General features: G+C 68.9%; 23 protein-coding genes. 14 read left to right on the top strand and 9 right to left on the bottom strand.

What is annotated here, in order from left to right; all coding sequences use genetic code 11:
• Positions 1 to 5 precede the first annotated feature (5 nt).
• The 7 genes from IEY14_RS01535 to IEY14_RS01505 all read right to left on the bottom strand — a co-directional run bounded on the left by IEY14_RS01535 (position 6) and on the right by IEY14_RS01505 (position 6167).
• Positions 6 to 1463 (bottom strand): TolC family protein, encoded by a 1458-nt coding sequence (locus IEY14_RS01535; protein WP_188906460.1) that lies wholly within the window; start codon positions 1461 to 1463, stop codon positions 6 to 8.
• On the bottom strand, positions 1460 to 1711 hold the full coding sequence (locus IEY14_RS01530) for a hypothetical protein (RefSeq protein ID WP_152048866.1): 252 nt from the start codon (positions 1709 to 1711) through the stop codon (positions 1460 to 1462). Before IEY14_RS01530 ends, IEY14_RS01535 begins: the two co-directional genes overlap by 4 nt.
• A 185-nt stretch (positions 1712 to 1896) precedes the next feature.
• On the bottom strand, positions 1897 to 2307 hold the full coding sequence (locus IEY14_RS01525; protein ID WP_188906459.1) for a hypothetical protein: 411 nt from the start codon (positions 2305 to 2307) through the stop codon (positions 1897 to 1899).
• Positions 2308 to 2421: 114 nt separating this feature from the next.
• On the bottom strand, positions 2422 to 2865 hold the full coding sequence (locus tag IEY14_RS01520; RefSeq protein WP_244639258.1) for a YqaA family protein: 444 nt from the start codon (positions 2863 to 2865) through the stop codon (positions 2422 to 2424).
• 58 nt (positions 2866 to 2923) lie between these two features.
• Positions 2924 to 3124: a heavy-metal-associated domain-containing protein gene (locus tag IEY14_RS01515; protein ID WP_188906458.1), complete on the bottom strand. Its 201-nt coding sequence runs from the start codon at positions 3122 to 3124 to the stop codon at positions 2924 to 2926.
• 55 nt (positions 3125 to 3179) lie between these two features.
• Positions 3180 to 3644: a Cu(I)-responsive transcriptional regulator gene (gene cueR / locus IEY14_RS01510; protein ID WP_188906457.1), complete on the bottom strand. Its 465-nt coding sequence runs from the start codon at positions 3642 to 3644 to the stop codon at positions 3180 to 3182.
• Positions 3645 to 3647: 3 nt separating this feature from the next.
• A complete protein-coding gene (locus tag IEY14_RS01505) occupies positions 3648 to 6167 on the bottom strand; it encodes a heavy metal translocating P-type ATPase (protein WP_244639257.1) in 2520 nt (839 codons plus the stop codon).
• A gap of 221 nt (positions 6168 to 6388) precedes the next feature.
• Here IEY14_RS01505 and IEY14_RS01500 point away from each other — a divergent pair, with 221 nt between their 5' ends.
• The 3 genes from IEY14_RS01500 (at position 6389) to copM (ending at position 8351) form a co-directional block, all read left to right on the top strand.
• The gene (locus tag IEY14_RS01500) at positions 6389 to 6844 is read left to right on the top strand and encodes a DUF411 domain-containing protein (protein WP_188906456.1); all 456 of its coding nucleotides are present in this window, start codon (positions 6389 to 6391) and stop codon (positions 6842 to 6844) included.
• 633 nt (positions 6845 to 7477) lie between these two features.
• Positions 7478 to 7810, top strand: a complete 333-nt coding sequence (locus IEY14_RS01495; protein WP_152048860.1) for a four-helix bundle copper-binding protein — start codon at positions 7478 to 7480, stop codon at positions 7808 to 7810.
• A gap of 88 nt (positions 7811 to 7898) precedes the next feature.
• Positions 7899 to 8351, top strand: coding sequence for a CopM family metallochaperone (gene copM, locus IEY14_RS01490; protein WP_152048859.1), 453 nt, complete (start codon positions 7899 to 7901; stop codon positions 8349 to 8351).
• 75 nt (positions 8352 to 8426) lie between these two features.
• Here the strand turns inward: copM and dmeF are convergent, their stop codons facing one another.
• Both dmeF and IEY14_RS01480 read right to left on the bottom strand, forming a co-directional pair.
• Complete coding sequence (dmeF, locus tag IEY14_RS01485; protein WP_152048858.1) at positions 8427 to 9368, bottom strand: CDF family Co(II)/Ni(II) efflux transporter DmeF; 942 nt, start codon at positions 9366 to 9368, stop codon at positions 8427 to 8429.
• Positions 9369 to 9382: 14 nt separating this feature from the next.
• Positions 9383 to 9661 (bottom strand): metal/formaldehyde-sensitive transcriptional repressor, encoded by a 279-nt coding sequence (locus IEY14_RS01480; protein ID WP_152048857.1) that lies wholly within the window; start codon positions 9659 to 9661, stop codon positions 9383 to 9385.
• Between the two features lie 152 nt (positions 9662 to 9813).
• Here IEY14_RS01480 and IEY14_RS01475 point away from each other — a divergent pair, with 152 nt between their 5' ends.
• From IEY14_RS01475 to IEY14_RS01425, 11 genes are all read left to right on the top strand, one after another.
• Positions 9814 to 10164 (top strand): ArsR/SmtB family transcription factor, encoded by a 351-nt coding sequence (locus IEY14_RS01475; protein ID WP_152048856.1) that lies wholly within the window; start codon positions 9814 to 9816, stop codon positions 10162 to 10164.
• On the top strand, positions 10161 to 10688 hold the full coding sequence (locus tag IEY14_RS01470; RefSeq protein ID WP_188906455.1) for an arsenate reductase ArsC: 528 nt from the start codon (positions 10161 to 10163) through the stop codon (positions 10686 to 10688). The genes IEY14_RS01475 and IEY14_RS01470 overlap by 4 nt, the downstream gene beginning before the upstream one ends.
• 10 nt (positions 10689 to 10698) lie before the next feature.
• The gene (gene arsC / locus IEY14_RS01465) at positions 10699 to 11106 is read left to right on the top strand and encodes an arsenate reductase (glutaredoxin) (RefSeq protein WP_152048854.1); all 408 of its coding nucleotides are present in this window, start codon (positions 10699 to 10701) and stop codon (positions 11104 to 11106) included.
• The gene (locus IEY14_RS01460) at positions 11103 to 11546 is read left to right on the top strand and encodes a GNAT family N-acetyltransferase (protein ID WP_152048853.1); all 444 of its coding nucleotides are present in this window, start codon (positions 11103 to 11105) and stop codon (positions 11544 to 11546) included. The genes arsC and IEY14_RS01460 overlap by 4 nt, the downstream gene beginning before the upstream one ends.
• The gene (gene arsH / locus IEY14_RS01455) at positions 11543 to 12268 is read left to right on the top strand and encodes an arsenical resistance protein ArsH (RefSeq protein ID WP_188906454.1); all 726 of its coding nucleotides are present in this window, start codon (positions 11543 to 11545) and stop codon (positions 12266 to 12268) included. The genes IEY14_RS01460 and arsH overlap by 4 nt, the downstream gene beginning before the upstream one ends.
• 21 nt (positions 12269 to 12289) lie before the next feature.
• Positions 12290 to 13594, top strand: coding sequence for an arsenic transporter (locus IEY14_RS01450; protein WP_188906453.1), 1305 nt, complete (start codon positions 12290 to 12292; stop codon positions 13592 to 13594).
• The gene (locus IEY14_RS01445; protein ID WP_188906452.1) at positions 13591 to 14787 is read left to right on the top strand and encodes an MFS transporter; all 1197 of its coding nucleotides are present in this window, start codon (positions 13591 to 13593) and stop codon (positions 14785 to 14787) included. The genes IEY14_RS01450 and IEY14_RS01445 overlap by 4 nt, the downstream gene beginning before the upstream one ends.
• Positions 14784 to 15107: a YnfA family protein gene (locus IEY14_RS01440; RefSeq protein WP_152048536.1), complete on the top strand. Its 324-nt coding sequence runs from the start codon at positions 14784 to 14786 to the stop codon at positions 15105 to 15107. The genes IEY14_RS01445 and IEY14_RS01440 overlap by 4 nt, the downstream gene beginning before the upstream one ends.
• A gap of 587 nt (positions 15108 to 15694) precedes the next feature.
• Entirely contained in the window at positions 15695 to 16150 is a 456-nt protein-coding gene (locus tag IEY14_RS01435; protein WP_188906451.1) for a hypothetical protein, read from the top strand.
• On the top strand, positions 16143 to 17186 hold the full coding sequence (locus IEY14_RS01430; RefSeq protein ID WP_188906450.1) for a serine/threonine-protein kinase: 1044 nt from the start codon (positions 16143 to 16145) through the stop codon (positions 17184 to 17186). Before IEY14_RS01435 ends, IEY14_RS01430 begins: the two co-directional genes overlap by 8 nt.
• The gene (locus tag IEY14_RS01425) at positions 17186 to 17404 is read left to right on the top strand and encodes a hypothetical protein (protein ID WP_188906449.1); all 219 of its coding nucleotides are present in this window, start codon (positions 17186 to 17188) and stop codon (positions 17402 to 17404) included. The genes IEY14_RS01430 and IEY14_RS01425 overlap by 1 nt, the downstream gene beginning before the upstream one ends.
• Positions 17405 to 17416 lie beyond the last annotated feature (12 nt).

Here is a 17416-nt window from a genome sequence, read left to right as displayed (position 1 = left end):
CCTGATCAATCGTCGTCGCCGGCTTCGGCCGTCTCGACCTCCGCCTGCTCGGCCTCGTCGCCTTCCCCGCCGCCGTAGACGGCGCTGGTGAGGCCCTCGTCGGCGAGCCAGAAGTTCTTCCTCGCCTCGAGGGCGGCGATGTTCGCCTCGATGCGTTCGCGGGTGTCGGTGATGAGTTCGAAGGTGGAGGTGATCATCCCGTTGTAGGTGAGCACCGCCTCCTTCTCGAGCGTGGTGCGCAGGGGCAGCACGCTGTTCTGGTAATGCCGGGCGATGTCGAAGCCCGAGCGGTAGGCCTGGTAGGCGGACCGCGCTTCGGATCGGACGTTGACGCCCCGTTCCGCCAGGAGGTTGGCTGCCCGCAGGTACTCGAACTCGGCCTTGCGCAGGCGCGCCTGCCCGCTGTCGAAGATCGGGATGGTGATCCCCGCCTCGATGGCCGGAGCGAAGGTGGTCTTGCGCTCCTTGCCGCCGTCCTCCTTCTCCTCGACCTCCTCCTCCGCCTCGACGCCCGCACCCAGTTCGAGGTCCGAGACGAAGCGCGTCGCCTTCGTCAGGCCGTAGGACCTCGCGAGCGCCTCCAGCCGCAACTTCGCCAACTGGACGTCGACGCGGTTGCGCAGCGCCTCCGCCTCGATTCCCTCCCGCTTCGCGACGGTCCTCGGCAGGCGCGGCAGCGCGTTCGGCACCTCGAAGTCGATGTCCTTGCCGTAGAGGCCCATCAGGCGGACCAGGCGCTCCTTGGCGAGCCTCGCCTCCAGGCGGGCGGAGGCGGTGCGACCAGCCAGCTCGGCATAGAAGACCTGCTCGCGAGCCTGGTCGGCCTTGGTCATCGCGCCCGTCCCGCCGAGCCCCGCGGCGAGTTCGGCCGCCGCGTCGGCCGCGACCTTGGCGCGGTTGAGAAGCGACACGTTCTCCCAGGCCGCGACCGCCTCGACCCAGGCCCTCCGGGTCTGCGAGGCGACCTCGAGGGTCCGCAGGACGGCCTCGAGCTGGGCCGCCTCGACCTGCCTCGTCGCGACGTCGAGGCGCCGTTCCCGGGTGATCAGCGCCATGACGTTCGAGACGACGAGCCCCTCGACGGTCCGCGTGAAGTCGACGGTCCCGTAGCTCATCCCGAGCCTGACGTTCATGGGCGGCAGGCTCTCCTGCCAGAGGTCTGCGACCGCGACGCCGATGTCGGCATACGAGGCCTGGAGGCCCTTGTTGTTCAGCAGCGCGACCTGGACGGCGGCATCGGCTCCGACCGTCCTGCCTGCGAGGAGCGCCCTCACCTTCGCGTCGACGGCGGCCGCCTGCCGGCGGTCCTGGACCCAGGCCGTATCCTTGCCCGTGATCGAGCGGGACCTCAGCGACACCGTCTGGAAGCCGTCCTGCGGCAGGAACTCGTCGTCGTCGGAGAGGCACCCCGCGAGGAGGAGCGGGGCGAAAAGGACTGCGGCCTTCAGAACGGGCGGGCTCATCGCCCGCCCTCCGGAGCGGCGGGGCCGACCGGCGCCATCTCGACGCCCGTCTTGCGCCAGTCGTTCGGCTGCACCGGCATGCGGTGGATGTACGACCCGACCACCGAGCCGTAGCGGACCGGGGCGATGGCGACCGTTGCGTCGGCTTGGGGCGTGGCCGCGCCGAGGTCGGAGAGGCCGACGGGACCTGTGGCGGTGCAGCCTGCCGTGAGCAGCGCTGCAGCGCATGGGAATGCGAAGCGGAACATGGGTGTGACCTGTCGTCGGCATGACGGTCCGGCCGGGGCCTCGCCCCGGGATGCGGATCATGCGCGAGCCGAAACATGCGTCCGCCGAGCCCGGAAGGCGCGACGACGCAGCACAACGCCTCCGGACACCGTTCGCGACGAACGGACGTGCGGAAGCCGGACGCCCGCGAGGGCGTCCCGTCAGGTCACGTTCTGGGAGGCCTCTCGGCCAGGGCGCCGGGAAGCCCGGTCAGCGACGCGTGCACGATCGAAGCTCCGCCCTGGCGCATCCAGTCGCGTCGATCGTCATCGCTCTCCGTTGGCACGAAGACCGAGGGGCAATGGCTGGCGCACTTGGTGTCCGACGGTCCCGTGTGGTCGTCCGCCTTCGACGTGCCGTCGTCCCGGTCGCCGTGGGAGTGGCCGGCCGCGTGATGTTCCACGGCGGCGTCCTCGTCGGCCGAGGCCGCGGCGCCCTGCGCGACTTCAACGTCGTGCATGGGCGGGATCGACGGAACGTCCGCATGCGCCATCTGGGACAAGACGACGGACAGGCAGAGCAGGACCGCCGAGAGCAGCCTCCTCGTCACCGTCGCCATGTCCATCCTGTCGAGCATCGGTCTTCCGTAGACGATTTGCCGCGTCCCGTCCATCGGGAACGCGGCGGCGGCTTCAGTTCCGCACCAGCGGGGCGCTCCGGTCGCCGGCCCCTGCGTCGGGAACGCCTGCGATCATGCCGTGGCGAATCCGGCGGCGGTAAGCAGGAAGAGGTAGCGGCCGAGCTTCCCGATGCCGACGAGGAGCACGAACGCCGGCATCCGGACGCGAAGCACCCCGGCCACGACCGTGAGCGCGTCGCCGACGACCGGCAGCCAGGCCAGGAGCAGCGTCCACGTCCCGTAGCGGTCGAAGATCCGCGCCGCCCTCTCGACCTGGTTCCGGCCGACCGGGAACCACTTCCTGTCGGCGAACCGCGAGAGGAACCTTCCGCACGCCCAGTTCAAGACCGAGCCGAGCGTGTTGCCGACCGTCGCGACCGCGACGAGCGCGACCGGCGCGGTGCCGCCGGAGACGAGAAGGGCGACGAAGGTCACCTCCGAGGCGCCGGGAAGGACCGTCGCCGACAGGAGGGCCGACCAGAACATGCCGGCGTAGGACCAGACCTCCGCGCTCACCGGGGAGACGCAGCCGGGTCGGCCGTTCCGCGCCGCTCCATGCCGGCCGCCGTCCCGCTCAGGCCGCCAGTTCGCTCGGGTAGCCGGCACCCTCGACGGCCGCTCGCACGGCGTCGACGGCGGCCGACGTGTCCACGCTCACCAAGCCCGCTCCGAGGTCGACCCGCACGTCGGCAGCCGGATCGACCTTCTTGATGGCCTTCGTGACGGACGACACGCAGTGTCCGCAGCTCATGTCCTGCACCTTCAATTTCAGCATGACGGTCTCCTTTCACATGAAGATGGGGTTTTCCATCGTTGTAAGGTCAAGGGCCTCATCGGATCCCGCCGACCTTGGTGATGGCGTTCGGCGACGACCGGCGCGTCTGCGCCTTCGGCTCGGCCGCCACCGCCCCGTCGGCCAGGCTGCCGATGATGGGACAGTCGGGCCGGCCGTCGCCGTGGCAGTTGCGGGCGAGATGGCGGAGCGTCCCGGCCATCTCCTCCAACTCGCGCATGCGTGCCTCGAGCATCTCGACGTGTTCCAGGGCGATGCGCTTCACGTCGGCGCTGGCGCGTCCCCGATCCCGCCACAGCGCCAGCAACTGGCCGATCTTCTCCATGGAGAAGTTCAGGTCGCGGGCCCGGCGGATGAAGCGGAGGGTCGACACGTCGGATGCCGAGTAGACCCGGTACCCCGACTCCGCCCTGTCCGCCGGCTGGATCAGACCGATGCCTTCGTAGTGGCGGATCATCTTGGCGCTCACGCCGGAGGCCTTGGCGGCTTCACCGATGTTCATGGGTCACCTCCCGGATAGCGGACGGCCGGACGTCGGGGCTGCGGGGGAGAACCCCCGCAGTCTCAGGGCGTTGCCGAGCACGAAGACGCTCGAGAGCGCCATGGCGCCCGCGGCGAGCGCCGGCGACAGGAGCGTGCCTCCGAACGGGTAGAGCGCGCCGGCCGCCACGGGCACGAGGACGACGTTGTAGGCGAAGGCCCAGAACAGGTTCTGCCGGATGTTCCGGATCGTCGCCCGCGAGATAGAGATGGCGGTGACGACGGCGTTGAGGTCGCCTGACATCAGCACCACGTCCGCGCTCTCGATCGCGACGTCGGTGCCCGTCCCGACGGCGAGGCCGACGTCGGCCGCGGCCAGGGCCGGGGCGTCGTTGATGCCGTCGCCGACGAAGGCGACCTTGCCCGAAGCCCTCAGACTCTCGACCGCCGCGACCTTGCCCTCCGGCAGGACCTCGGCGAACACGTCGTCGATGCCGAGGCGGGCGGCGACGGCGCGGGCGGTCGCCGCGTTGTCGCCCGTCACCATGGCGACGCGCAGGCCGAGGTCGTGGAGCGCGCCAACTGCGGCGGCGCTTGTCTCCTTCACGGGATCCGACACGACCACCAGGGCCGCGAGGCGCCCGTCGACGGCGGCGTAGAGGGGCGACTTCCCCTCCGCGGCCAGCCGCTCCGCCTGCGCGGTGAAGGCCGATAAGTCGAGGCCGAGACGCACCATCAGGCGGTCGGCGCCGACGGCGACGGAGCGGCCGCCGACGACGGCCTCCACGCCGAACCCGGGAACCGCCTCGAAGCGGTCGACGGGTTGGACGGCAAGGCCTTCGCTCTTCGCCGCGGCGACGACGGCGGCGGCGATCGGGTGCTCCGACCGCTCCTCGACCGAGGCGACGAGGGAGAGCACCTCGGCCCGGTCGAAGCCGTCCGCGAGGACGAGGTCGGTCAGCGCGGGCCGTCCCTCCGTGAGGGTCCCCGTCTTGTCCAGGGCCACTACCTCGATATCCCGGAGGGCCTGCAAGGCCTCGCCGCGCCGAAACAGGACGCCAAGCTCCGCGGCGTGTCCCGTTCCCACCATGACCGAGGTCGGGGTCGCGAGACCCATGGCGCAGGGGCAGGCGATGATGAGGACGGCGACGGCGTTGACGAGGGCGAAGCCCAGCGCCGGGTCGGGCCCGAATGCGATCCAGACCAGGAAGGTCGCCGCGGCGGCGGCCATCACCGCGGGCACGAACCAGCGCGTCACCCGGTCGACGAGCGCCTGGATCGGCAGCTTCCCGCCCTGCGCTTCCTCGACCATGCGGATGATCTGGGCGAGCACCGTGTCGGAGCCGACGCGGTCGGCGCGGTAGGCGAAGCTGCCGGTCGTGTTGACCGTGCCCCCGACGACGGTGTCGCCCTCCTCCTTGGCGGCCGGCACGGGCTCGCCGGTGATCATTGACTCGTCGACGAAGGACGAGCCGGAGAGCACCGTGCCGTCGACGGGGATCCGCTCCCCGGGGCGCACCTCGACGGTGTCGCCGACGACGACCTCCTCGAGCGGGATCTCGGCGAAGCCGCCCTCCCTGGCGACGCGTGCCGTCTTGGCGCGCAGGCCGACGAGGCGCTTGATCGCCTCGCCCGTGCGGCCCTTGGCCCGCGCCTCGAGCAGGCGGCCGAGGAGGATCAGCGTGACGATCACGGCCGCGGCCTCGAAGTAGACGTTCACCGTCCCCGTGGGCAGCGCTCCGGGCAGGAAGGTGGCGACGACCGAGTAGCCCCAGGCCGCGAGCGTCCCGACCGCCACCAGCGAGTTCATGTCCGGCGCGAGGCGCGCCAGGGCGGGTAGGCCCTTGCGCAGGAACCGCAGACCGGGGCCGAACAGGACGAGGGAGGCGAGGACGAACTGGAGGACGCGGCTCTCCCACATCCCGATCCGGTCCATGACGAGGTCGTGGAAGGTGGGAACGAGATGCGAGCCCATCTCCAGAACGAAGAGCGGCGCGGTCAGGACGGCGGCGACGAGGAAGTCGCGACGGAGCCGGACGTACTCCGCCTCCTTGGCGGCCCGGCGCGGATCCTCGGCGTCGGCGGCCACGGGCGGCGAGAGGGTCCGCGGTTCGTATCCGGCGTCACGGACCGCCGCCTCGATCGAACGCATGTCGACGGCGGGGAGGACGCGGACCGTGGCGCGTTCTGTGGCGAGGTTCACCGCAACCGAGGAGACGCCGGGAACGGCGGCGATGGCCCGTTCGACGCGGCCGACGCAGGAGGCGCAGGTCATGCCCTCGACGCCGATCTCGCGCGTTTCCTGCCGGACCTCGTAGCCCGCTTCCTCGACCGCACGCAGGACCGCCGCTTCGTCGGCAGGACCCGCGAACGTCACGTCGGCACGCTCCGCGGCGAGGTTGACCGACGCGGACGAGACGCCGGGCACCGCCACGATGGCGCGCTCGACGCGGCCGACGCAGGACGCGCAGCTCATGCCCTCGATGTCGAGGCGGAGGACTTCGGCGGCGTCCTCGAACTTCTTCGACGGGAGGATCTGGTTCATCGGCTTCATCCCGGAAAATGGAACTTGCCGGAAGATGGGGCTTCCCACCATGGGAAGGTCAAGGGGGATCGACTCCGTCGAAAGCGGACCCGATCCGGGTCGCGTATGATGCTGCGTCGAACGAACAAGTGAACGCCGTCCGTCCCGCCCGCCGGCCGACGGGGTTGCGGACTGGACCTCATCGCGGGCAGGTTCCGGCGACGATCCGACGGAGTTCCGACATGCTGCCGACGAAGCCGCTTCTTGCCGCCCTCGCCTTCCTCGCTCTAGCCGTCCCTGCCGCGGCCGACCATGCGCCGAAGCACATGCACGTGTTCAAGTCGCCCGAGTGCGGGTGCTGCGGCGCGTGGGTGGAGATCGCCCGCAAGCACGGGTTCGAGGTGACCGTCGAAGACCGCGAGGACATGGCCGGGCTGAAGCGCCTGCTCGGCGTCTCCGAGACCGTGGAGTCCTGCCACACCGCGAAGGTAGGCGGCTACGTCGTCGAGGGCCACGTGCCCATGGAGGCGGTCGACCGGCTCCTGACCGGGAGGCCGCAGGTCGCGGGCATCGCGGCGCCGGGCATGCCCGCCGGGTCGCCGGGCATGGGCGACGACCCGGACGCGCGGTTCGACGTGCTCTCGTTCGGGAAGGCCTCGCAGGCAACTGCGGTCTTCTACCGCGCCGGCCCGAGATGAGCGGCGCCGGACGGCCGGCGGGTGCCCTCGATCGGCGCGGGCCGGATCGCCTTTCCTGATTGTCCAGGGAGCTGGTGGACGGAACCTCCGGGCGGCATTCCGGATTCTCGCAGCATCGACAACCGGAACGTCCGATGCTCGGGACTTGCCTGCGTAGACTCGTCGTCATCCTGTCGCTGGTCGCGGTCGCCGCGTTCGCCGGCCACGGGTCGGCGATGGCCGGCGGGATGATGTCCCGGGACGCACCGGGCCACGGACACCCGGTTTCCGCGTCCCCCGCCGAAGCCGGGTCGCACGCCTCCCATGCCGGAAACGCCCACGACGATGCGTCCGGCGCCATGTCGTGCTGCGGGAAGTCGTGCGCCAGCATCCTTCCGTTCCCCGAACCGCCTCGGTTGGAACGCGGGGCCCGCATTTCGGACCCGCCTCCCCTTCTCCGCGACGACCGCGAGGGCGTCCGCCCGTCCGGCCCGAAGCGTCCGCCGAAACTCGCCTGAACGAGGATCCGCCGGAACGACCGGGGAGCGTCCGTCGACGCTTTCTCCGAAGCCGTCCGGCCGACCGCGGAACGAACGACGGAACCAGCGGCCAATGCCGCCGCATCGACACATCCATGAACGAGGAGAAGGCGACATGCACCACATGTCCCCCGAGATGCAGGCCTGCATCGACGACTGCCTGCGTTGTTACCAGACCTGCCTTTCCATGGCGATGAACCACTGCCTGGAGATGGGCGGGAAGCACGTCGAGAAAGGCCACTTCACCCTGATGTCCGCCTGCGCCGAGACGTGCCGCAGCTCGGCGCACCTCATGCTGATCGGCTCCGAGCATCACAGACTGACCTGCCGTACCTGCGCGGAGATCTGCGAGGCCTGCGCCGCCGACTGCGAGCGCGTCGGCGACATGCAGGACTGCGTCGACGCCTGCCGTCGATGCGCCGAGAGCTGCCGCCGCATGGCGGCCTGAACCTCAATCAGACGACCGCCGCGGCGATCCCGCGGCGCCCCGGTCTCAATCAGCGGTCCCGAGCGACCCCACCGACAGGAAAACATACATGCGCAAGATCACGATCCTTTCCGCCGTCCTCGTCCTCGCCGGCATCTCCCACGCCTCGGCGCAGGACCAACAGGGAATGGCGATGTCCTCCGAGCAGGTGACGCTGCCTAAGGCCTGCGAGGCCGCCGCCGGGTCCATGGACATGTCGTCCATGATGGGCGGGATGCGGGACATGATGTCCGGCAGCGAGATGAACGACGTCCAGAAGGGCAACATGGACGCGATGATGAAGATGCACGGCCCGATGATGAAGGCGGCCATGATCAAGGACGCGGACCTTGCCTTCAACTGCGGGATGATCGCCCATCACCAGGGCGCGATCGCCATGGCAGAGGTCGAGCTGAAGGCGGGCAAGGACAAGGAGTCCAAGAAGATGGCGCAGATGATCATCGACGCGCAGAAGAAGGAGATCAAGGAAATGACCGCCTGGGTGGAGAAGCACGCCAAGTAGCCTTCGACGGCATCCCGGCCTCGGGAGCGATCGGCTCCCGAGGTCCACTTCGCAGTTGCCCGGCCTGGCCGGACGTCACGCCGCCCGCCGCGGCACGTCGACTTCCAACGTCAGATGCGACAGGTCGTGGATGTGGGCGAGCTTCGCCCGGTAGGCGTCGAGCGGCAGCGGGCGCTCCGTCGCGATCGAGACGATGGCCGCATGGTGGCCGGGACCGACCTGCCAGACGTGGAGGTCGGTGATCCGGTCCCCGTCGACCTCGATGGCCTCGCGGATCTCGTCGGGAAGGTCCTCGCCTTCCGGCACGTAGTCCAGGAGCACCCCGCCGGCATCCTTCACGAGTCCCCACGACCACCTCGCGATGACGAACGCGCCGACGATGCCCATCGCCGGATCCGGCCAGCGCCAGCCGTAGAGGCTGCCGAGGACGAGCGCCGCGATCGCGAGGACCGACGTGAGCGCGTCGGCGAGGACGTGGACGTAGGCGGCGCGCAGGTTGTTGTCGTGGCCGCCGTGTCCATGGTGGCCATGCTCGTGATGATGACCGTGGTGATGGTGCGCGTGGTCGTCCCGCAGGAGCCAGGCCGACATGAGGTTCACGACCAGTCCGACGACCGCGACGCCGATCGCCTGGCCGAAGGCGATCGGAACCGGGTTCGCCAGCCGCAACAGGCTCTCGTAGCCGATGAGGAGCGCGATCAGCGCGAGGACCACCGCGCTCGCAAAACCCGCGAGGTCGCCGAACTTTCCCGTGCCGAACGAGAAGCGGCGGTCGGCCGAGTGCTTGCGGGCATAGAAATAGGCGGCCGCGGCGATCAGCATCGCGGCGGCGTGCGTCGACATGTGGAGCCCGTCGGCCACCAGCGCCATGGATCCGAAGGCGATGCCGGCCGCGATCTCCACCACCATCATGGTGACGGTGAGCATGATGACCGCCCGGACGCGTCGTTCGTTCCGCCCGTGGTCGTCGCCGAGGAAGACGTGGCTGTGCCCGCAGTCTTGGATGGTCGTGGACATCGGATGTCCCTCCGTCACTTCATGTAGGTCCGGACGACCGCCAGGAGGTCTGCGGCGCCCTTGGCGCGTTCCGGGTCCGCTTCGTGTTCGGGATCCACCACGTGGTTTCGCACGTGCTCCTCGATCAGCTCGACCGTCAGCCCGTTCAGGGCGCCGCGGACGGACGCCACGAGCTGAAGGGTGTCCCCGCAGGGAGCATCCTCGTCGAGGCTGCGGGCAACGGCTTCGAGCTGACCCTGGAGTCGACGCACCCGAGCGACGAGCTTGCCTTTGTCTTTTGCGAGATGACCCATAGGATACCCCTCTATACTATCTCCGTGTCGGGGCCTAGCCGCGCAGCGAGATTACTGAAGTGCCGAGCGATAGCGCCGCGAGCGACGGGAGAGACGCTCTCCCTCGTGCAGGTTAGTATTGCAATCTACAATTATATTTGCATTATAACTCCATGAACGACGACTCAGCCGTTGCCGCCCTGTCCGCCCTTGCCCACGCTGACCGCCTCGCGGCCTTCCGGATGCTCGTCCGCGCCGGCCCGAACGGCATGGCTTCAGGCGAGATCGCCGAAGCGCTGCGCATCCCGCCGACGCGGATGAGCTTCCACCTCGCGACGTTGGAGCGGTCGAAGCTCGTGCGCTCGTGGCGCGACGGCCGCCGCATCCTTTACGCGGCGAGCTACGACGACATGCGCCAGCTCCTTGCCTTCCTCACCGAGGACTGCTGCTCCGGCAATCCAGAGATCTGCGGCAACCTTGGCGACGCCTTCGCCTCCACCTGCGCCCCGGAGACCTGCCGATGAGTGCTCAGCCCTTCAACGTCCTGTTCCTCTGCACGGGCAACTCCGCCCGTTCGATCCTTGCCGAGAGCATTCTCCGCAAGGACGGTGCCGGGCGCTTCAACGCCTTCTCCGCGGGAAGCCAGCCGAAGGGCGAGGTGAACCCGATGGCGCTAGAGGTGCTACGCGAGTTCGGCTACCCGACCGATGGGATGCGGTCGAAGCCCTGGGACGAGTTCGCGACACCCGAAGCGCCTGTCATGGACTTCGTCTTCACGGTCTGCGACCAAGCCGCGGGCGAGGCCTGCCCCATCTGGCCGGGCCAGCCGATGACGGCCCACTGGGGCATCAAGGACCCGAGCTACGAAAGCCGCGGGGACATGTGGAAGCGCGCCGCCTTCACGCAGGCCTTCCGCTACATGAAGAACCGCATCTCCGCCTTCACCGCTTTGCCTGTCGAGAGCCTGGAGCGGACCCGGCTTGCCACGAAGGTGCGCGAGATCGGCCAGCTCGAGGGCGCCTCGTTTCGCACGCCCGACGTCGCCTGAGGCCTCCGCCATGTCCGTCACGATCTACCACAACCCTGCCTGCGGCACGTCGCGCAACACGCTGGAGATGATCCGCCAGTCGGGCGAGGAGCCGCAGGTGATCGAGTACTTGAAGGACCCGCCGAGTCGCGAGGTCCTGTCGGAACTCCTGGACATGATGGGCCTGAAGCCCCGGGACATCCTGCGGGAGAAGGGCACACCCTACGCCGAACTCGGCCTCGACGATCCCCGGCTGTCCGACGAGGAGCTGCTCGAAGCGATGATGGCCCACCCGATCCTGATCAACCGTCCGATCGTCGTCACTGAGAAGGGCGCCGCGCTCTGCCGCCCGTCTGAGAAGGTGCTGGCGCTCCTCGACAACCCCGTTGCCACCTTTACCAAGGAGGATGGAGGGACCGTCGGAGCATCCCGGGCATGACGCCACGGCTCGTTGCGGCCGCCGTCGCCGATCCGGTCGATCTTGTCGGACTCCTGTCCGAGGCGGGGCTGCCGACCGAGGACGTGGCGGAGCCCGGCCGGGTGTTCTTGCGCTACACGACCGAAGGCAGCGAGTTCGTCGGGATAGGCGGTTTCGAACCGCTCGGCGCCGCCGTCCTCCTGCGCTCCATCGCCGTCGTTCCCGAACACCGCGGGCACGGCTTCGGCGGCGAGATCGTGGCGGACCTGATCCACCGCGGCCGCGAGCTGGGCGCGACAGAGGCCTTCGCCTTCACGACCGGGGAGCGGACCTTCCTCGCGGCGCTCGGCTTCCGGCGCGTCGCCCGGACGGAGGCGCCCGCCGCAGTGCTCGCAACCCGCCAGGCCATGGGCCTCTGCTCGGCCTCGGCCGTCCTGTGGCGAAAGGAAAGCGACCGATGACGGACCCCGTTGCCCTCGACCTGCCAAGCGTCGACCTCGCGCAGCTCCAGCCGATCGACGTGGACGCGCTCGCCGGCCCCGGCGCCCCGACGCACCCGCCGCGCATCCTCGTCCTCTACGGCTCGATCCGCGAGCGGTCCTACTCCCGCCTCCTGTCCGAGGAGGCCGGGCGCCTGCTTCGCTGGTTCGGCTGCGAGGTCCGCACCTTCGACCCAAGCGGCCTTCCGCTCCCCGACGGGGCCGAACCCGACCACCCGAAGGTGAAGGAACTGCGCGACCTCGCCGACTGGTCCGAGGGCATGGTCTGGGTCAGCCCGGAGCGCCACGGAGCCATGACCGGAATCATGAAGGCGCAGATCGACTGGATCCCCTTGGCCCTCGGCGCCAAGCGGCCGACGCAGGGCAAGACCCTCGCCGTCATGGAGGTGTCGGGCGGCTCGCAGTCCTTCAACGCCGTGAACCAGATGCGCATCCTCGGCCGCTGGATGCGCATGGTGACGATCCCGAACCAGTCGTCGGTACCGAAGGCGTTCCTCGAGTTCGACGAGGCGGGACGCATGAAGCCGTCGGCTCTCTACAGCCGCGTCGTCGATGTCTGCGAGGAGCTGGTGAAGTTCACGCATCTCGTGCGCGGCCGCTCCGACTATCTGACGGACCGCTACTCCGAGCGCGTCGAGAGCGCCGAGAAGCTGTCCGAGCGCGTGAACCAGCGCACCCTCTGAACCTCACGTGCCGGACCTTCCATGCTCGCCCTCGCGATCTTCGTCGCCACCCTCGTTCTCGTCATCTGGCAACCCCGGGGCCTCGGCATCGGCTGGTCGGCGCTCGCCGGAGCCGCCGTTGCGCTGGCGACCGGCGTCGTCGGTTGGGGCGACGTCGGGACGGTCTGGCACATCGTCTGGGACGCGACGTTCACCTTCGTCGCGCTGATCGTCATCTCGCTCGTCCTCGACGAGGCCGGGTTCTTCGCCTGGGCTGCGCTCCACGTCGCCCGCTGGGGCGGAGGCAACGGGCGGCGGCTGTTCCCGCTCGTCGTTCTGCTGGGCGCGGCCATCGCCGCCGTCTTCGCCAACGACGGGGCCGCGCTGCTTCTCACGCCGATCGTGCTCGCCATCCTACTGCGCCTCGACTTCCCGCCCGCCGGGGCGCTCGCCTTCGTCGTCGCCTGCGGCTTCGTCGCCGACACGACCAGCCTGCCGCTCGTGGTCTCGAACCTCGTGAACATCGTCACCGCGAACTTCTTCGACGTGTCCTTCGGACGCTACGCCGCGGTCATGGTCCCGGTGAACCTCGTCTCGCTGGCCGCCACGCTCCTCGTCCTCTGGCTCTGGTTCCGCCGCGACGTGCCCGCCGCCTACCGCGTCGACGAACTGGAGGATCCGGGCCATGCCATCCGCGACAAGGCCGTGTTCCGGGCCGCGTTCCCGCTCCTCGGTCTCCTGCTCGTCGCCTACTTCGTGACGGGGCCGCTCGGTGTGCCGATCTCCTTCGTGACGGGCGCCGCCGCCTTCGTCCTGATGGCGGTCGCCGGACGCTGGTTCTCCGGCGGGCGCGGCGCGGTCATCCTGCTGGCCAAGGTGCTGCGCGAGGCGCCATGGCAGATCGTCCTGTTCTCGATCGGCATGTACCTCGTCGTCTTCGGCCTCGGAAACGCTGGGCTGACCGACATCGCGGCAAGCGTTCTGCGGTGGCTCGCGACCCAAGGCACCCTCATTGCCACCGTCGGCACGGGCTTCGTAGTGGCGGCGCTCGCCTCCGTCATGAACAACATGCCCGCCACGCTCGTCGGCGCTCTCGCCATCGACCGGGCCGACGTGGCACCGCTGACCCGCGAACTCATGGTCTACGCCAACGTCGTCGGGAACGACCTCGGGCCGAAGTTCACGCCCATCGGCTCGCTGGCGACCCTCCTGTGGCTCCATGTCCTTGCGGGCAAGGGGCAGCGGATTACCTGGCGCCAGTACATGAAGGTCGGTCTCGTCCTGACCCCGCCCGTCCTCCTCGCGACCCTCGTCGCCCTGTGGGTCTGGCTCCCGGTCGTGTCGTGAGAGCCCGCTGGCAGGTCATCTCGGCGCTCGGCGTCTTCGAGATCCTCGCCTGGGGATCGTCGGTCTACTTGCCGGCCGTGCTCGCGCTCCCGATCGCCATGGACACGGGCTGGTCTCTGCCGTGGGTCGTCGGCGGCGTCAGCGTCGGCCTTCTCGTCTCGGCCGCGGCCTCTCCCCGGGTCGGGGCGACCATTGCCTTGCGCGGCGGGCGATCCGTGCTGGCACTGGGCGCCGTGCTGCTGGCGCTCGGCCTTGCTGTTCTCGGTCTCTCGCCCAACCTCCCCGTCTTCCTCGCGGGGTGGCTCGTCGTCGGTCTCGGCATGGGCATGGGCCTCTACGACCCGGCCTTCGCCACGCTTGGGCGGCTCTACGGCGCCGACGCCAGGTCCGCCATCACGACGCTGACCCTGTGGGGCGGGTTCGCAAGCACGGTCTGCTGGCCCCTGTCGGCGTTCATGGTCGAGCACGTAGGATGGCGCGGCGCCTGTCTCGCCTACGCGGCCCTCCACATCTGCGTCTCCCTTCCACTGGCGCTCGTCGCCGTCCCCTCCGGCGTGGCCACGAACATCTCCACGGGACAGCGGTTCGAACACCGGGCGCCGTCCGGAGAGCAACGCCGCGCCTTCCTCCTCCTCGCCGGAGTCCTGGTCCTGTGCAGCACGATCTTCGGGCTGGTCTCCGTCCATCTGCTGACGCTCCTCCAGGCGCGGGGCGAGACGCTGGCGGCGGCGGTGGCCTTCGGCGCGATGGTCGGTCCGTCGCAGGTCGGTGCTCGCGTGCTCGAGATGGCCGGCCGCGGGCGGCACCATCCGCTCTGGACGATGCGTGCCGCCGTCGCTCTGACCGCCGTGGGCATCTGCTCGCTCGCCTTCGACCTCCTGCCGGTCGCCGCGGCCATGGTGTTCTACGGGGCGGGCAACGGCATCCTCTCGATCGCCCGCGGCACCGTCCCGCTGGCCCTGTTCGGGCCCGAGGCCCATGCCTCGGTCATGGGGCGGCTCGCGCGTCCGGCCCAGGTCGCCCAGGCCTTGGCGCCGACCGCAGGCGCAGCGATCATCGCGTACGCCGGGGTCGCAGCGACGCTGTACGTCCTGACCGCACTCGCCGCAGCTTCGGTCTGCCTGGTCTCCCTCCTCCGCCGGGGGCATCCGTCGCGTTCCGCCGAGCCCGACATCAGGAACGGATCCACATGACGCCCGTCGTCTACGCTGTCGCCGCCCTCGCCGAAATCGCCGGATGCTTCGCCTTCTGGGCTTGGCTTCGTCTCGATCGCTCGCCGCTCTGGCTGATGCCGGGCATGCTTTCCCTCGCGGCTTTCGCCTGGCTCCTCACGCTCGTCGAGACGGAGGCGGCCGGGCGGGCCTACGCGGCCTACGGCGGCGTCTACATCGTCTCGTCGATCCTTTGGCTCTGGCTCGCGGAGGGTGTCCGTCCCGACCGTTGGGACGTGCTTGGCGCGGTGGTCTGCCTACTCGGTGCCGGGATCATTCTCCTTGCGCCTCGGGCGGCCTGAGCAGATCCGTCCCGGCTTCCCGGGCGGAGCGGCGACTTCCGCAATCTGGAACCGACAGTCGTGTGGCGCGGTCACGCGGCTTCGACCCCACTTGGTGGCGTCCTCGCTGGGTCCCGCAGCCGCTGGCGCGCTTGCGACGGGCTTCCCCTTCTCACGAGACCGAGCACCCTTGGGACGACGACCAAGGTAAGCACCGTCATCATCTTCGGCGAAAGCCTTTCCTTCGCGCCGACCATGCTCGCCTCGCGCAGAGTTCTCCGGTCGGACGTCCGCCCCGAAGCGCCGGGAGCCACCTTCGTTCCGTGCCTGCCGACGAGAGATCGAGATCGCGGGACGCGTTGCCCGAGGAGGACGAGGACACGATGGAATCACGGAAGCGCTCAGAGTGCCGACACTGCCGTCGAACTGGGGAACGCGTGACGGCAGTCCATCGGACGACGAACCTCCGTGAGTGGAGATCGCCGAGCGGACCTCGCCGTTCCCACCGACGCAAGTTCGAGCACCGTCCGCGCGATTCATCTCGCAACATCGGACGGCGTCGTGCACTCTGGTTGCAGCCAGAATCCTGAACGAGCCTCCACCGTCGCATGATCACCATCGGAATTCGTGCCGCACCTCGAGAGGTGACGTTCGCCGTCTACGACACCGACACGGAAACGGTGATCAATGTCGAGGAGATCAAGATCCCTGCGGCCTTCCAGACCCCCGACGCCCTGAAGTACCTCCGCAGCAACCTCCTCGACGTGCTGCGGGAGTACGGCGTCGAGAAGGCCGGGGTCAGGGTGACGGAACCCTCGGCGCAGTCCCTGAACATCCCGAGGATCCAGATCGAGGGCGTCATCCAGGAGGCCTTCGCGAGCAGCAGGCTGACGGCCTACTACGTAGGGCAGATCTCCTCCATATCGTCCAAGGTCGGCATCGACCGAAAGAGGTTCAAACCCCTGGTGGAAGGACGGGAGGGCTACGACGTCGACGGCTGGGAAGACATGAAGAAGGAGGACCGGGAAGCGGTTCTTTGCGCCATCGGTGCCGCGAATGCTTAAGCCCTACAACAAGGCCGAGGTCGCCTTCGACTTCATCCGGGAGATCGGTCAGGACGGGCGTAACTCCCGCACCTGGCTCTCGCGCGACCACCAGCTCGACGCCGAGATCGTGACGAAGCAGATCGCGAAGGCGAAGCTGGGCGATCCCGACGAGTTCTTCGCCGAGTCGAAGGCTCTCTACGCCAGCGCGCATCCGAACGTGGTCCAGATCCACTACGCCTGCCAGGATGCCGACCACGTCTACGTGGCGATGCCGTACTACGAGCGGGGTTCGGTGAAGGATCTCATCTCGAACGGACGGTTCATGACCGTGCGGGAGATCGTGGCCGTCGGATGCCAGACGCTCAGCGGCCTGCACAACATCCATTCCAAGCGTCTGGTCCACTTCGACGTCAAACCCGACAACATCCTCCTTTCCCTCCGAGGCGAGGCTCTCCTCTCCGACTTCGGCCAGGCGAAGAGGATGAACTTCGTCGGGGTCGCGGAGCAGGACCGGCACTACACGCCGATGATCCCGCCGGAGGCCATGAGGAACGCGGAGTTCGACGTCACCTTCGACGTCTACCAGATCGGACTGACGCTCTATCGGATGTGCGTCGGCAACGGCGCCTTCTACGAGCAGCTCGCGAAATACGGGCGGGGGATCACGGACCGCGACGGATTCCGCTTCGACGTGCGGAATGGACGCTTTCCCGACAGGAGCACCTTTCCGGCCCACATTCCCTCGAAGCTCCGGAACATCGTCCGGAAGTGCCTCCAGGTCGACCCGGCCCAGCGCTACCCTTCGGCGTTGGCGGTCGCGAACGCCTTGTCGGGTATCGACGACCTGACGTTCGACTGGCGCATGACGCGGACTCCTGATAATACCACCTGGACGAAGAACGAAAACGGAACGGAATATTCCTTCGTCCTCAACCCGGACCGCAGTTGCGAGTTAACCAAGACGGTGAACGGGGGGCGACGGACACGTGTTCGAGACGAATGCCGTGCGAACATCTCCGAGAAGGAGGTGCAGAAAGTGCTGGGTTCCTACTGATGGGCAGGATCAAGAACGACCCGACCCGCTACGCGACGCGCACCTCTCTGGTCGTGCGCGCCCCGCGGACCCTTCATGACGACCGGGAGACGACGGCCGGACGCGAGCGCGACTTCCTGACCGCGCCGATCGACGACAACCTCTATGTCAGTTTCCGGCCGGCGTGCGACGTCGGCGAAAGGAAGCGGGCGGCGGAAGATCCAAAGAAGCGGCGTTGATACCGCGTGCGG

Source organism: Aureimonas endophytica, from assembly GCF_014642635.1.
Taxonomy (GTDB): domain Bacteria; phylum Pseudomonadota; class Alphaproteobacteria; order Rhizobiales; family Rhizobiaceae; genus Plantimonas; species Plantimonas endophytica.
Note: the sequence above shows the minus strand (reverse complement) of the source record. Positions and strands in the feature narration are given on the sequence as shown.

Coding starts and splice junctions, on each gene's coding strand:
- IEY14_RS01500 (WP_188906456.1), top strand. CDS start 6,389: ATGCTGCCGACGAAGCCGCTTCTTGCCGCCCTCGCCTTCCTCGCTCTA.
- IEY14_RS01515 (WP_188906458.1), bottom strand. CDS start 3,124: ATGCTGAAATTGAAGGTGCAGGACATGAGCTGCGGACACTGCGTGTCG.
- dmeF (WP_152048858.1), bottom strand. CDS start 9,368: ATGTCCACGACCATCCAAGACTGCGGGCACAGCCACGTCTTCCTCGGC.
- IEY14_RS01435 (WP_188906451.1), top strand. CDS start 15,695: ATGATCACCATCGGAATTCGTGCCGCACCTCGAGAGGTGACGTTCGCC.
- IEY14_RS01460 (WP_152048853.1), top strand. CDS start 11,103: ATGACGCCACGGCTCGTTGCGGCCGCCGTCGCCGATCCGGTCGATCTT.
- arsH (WP_188906454.1), top strand. CDS start 11,543: ATGACGGACCCCGTTGCCCTCGACCTGCCAAGCGTCGACCTCGCGCAG.
- cueR (WP_188906457.1), bottom strand. CDS start 3,644: ATGAACATCGGTGAAGCCGCCAAGGCCTCCGGCGTGAGCGCCAAGATG.
- IEY14_RS01425 (WP_188906449.1), top strand. CDS start 17,186: ATGGGCAGGATCAAGAACGACCCGACCCGCTACGCGACGCGCACCTCT.
- IEY14_RS01450 (WP_188906453.1), top strand. CDS start 12,290: ATGCTCGCCCTCGCGATCTTCGTCGCCACCCTCGTTCTCGTCATCTGG.
- copM (WP_152048859.1), top strand. CDS start 7,899: ATGCGCAAGATCACGATCCTTTCCGCCGTCCTCGTCCTCGCCGGCATC.
- IEY14_RS01480 (WP_152048857.1), bottom strand. CDS start 9,661: ATGGGTCATCTCGCAAAAGACAAAGGCAAGCTCGTCGCTCGGGTGCGT.
- IEY14_RS01505 (WP_244639257.1), bottom strand. CDS start 6,167: ATGAACCAGATCCTCCCGTCGAAGAAGTTCGAGGACGCCGCCGAAGTC.
- IEY14_RS01430 (WP_188906450.1), top strand. CDS start 16,143: ATGCTTAAGCCCTACAACAAGGCCGAGGTCGCCTTCGACTTCATCCGG.
- IEY14_RS01440 (WP_152048536.1), top strand. CDS start 14,784: ATGACGCCCGTCGTCTACGCTGTCGCCGCCCTCGCCGAAATCGCCGGA.
- IEY14_RS01530 (WP_152048866.1), bottom strand. CDS start 1,711: ATGTTCCGCTTCGCATTCCCATGCGCTGCAGCGCTGCTCACGGCAGGC.
- IEY14_RS01525 (WP_188906459.1), bottom strand. CDS start 2,307: ATGCTCGACAGGATGGACATGGCGACGGTGACGAGGAGGCTGCTCTCG.
- IEY14_RS01475 (WP_152048856.1), top strand. CDS start 9,814: ATGAACGACGACTCAGCCGTTGCCGCCCTGTCCGCCCTTGCCCACGCT.
- IEY14_RS01470 (WP_188906455.1), top strand. CDS start 10,161: ATGAGTGCTCAGCCCTTCAACGTCCTGTTCCTCTGCACGGGCAACTCC.
- arsC (WP_152048854.1), top strand. CDS start 10,699: ATGTCCGTCACGATCTACCACAACCCTGCCTGCGGCACGTCGCGCAAC.
- IEY14_RS01495 (WP_152048860.1), top strand. CDS start 7,478: ATGCACCACATGTCCCCCGAGATGCAGGCCTGCATCGACGACTGCCTG.
- IEY14_RS01535 (WP_188906460.1), bottom strand. CDS start 1,463: ATGAGCCCGCCCGTTCTGAAGGCCGCAGTCCTTTTCGCCCCGCTCCTC.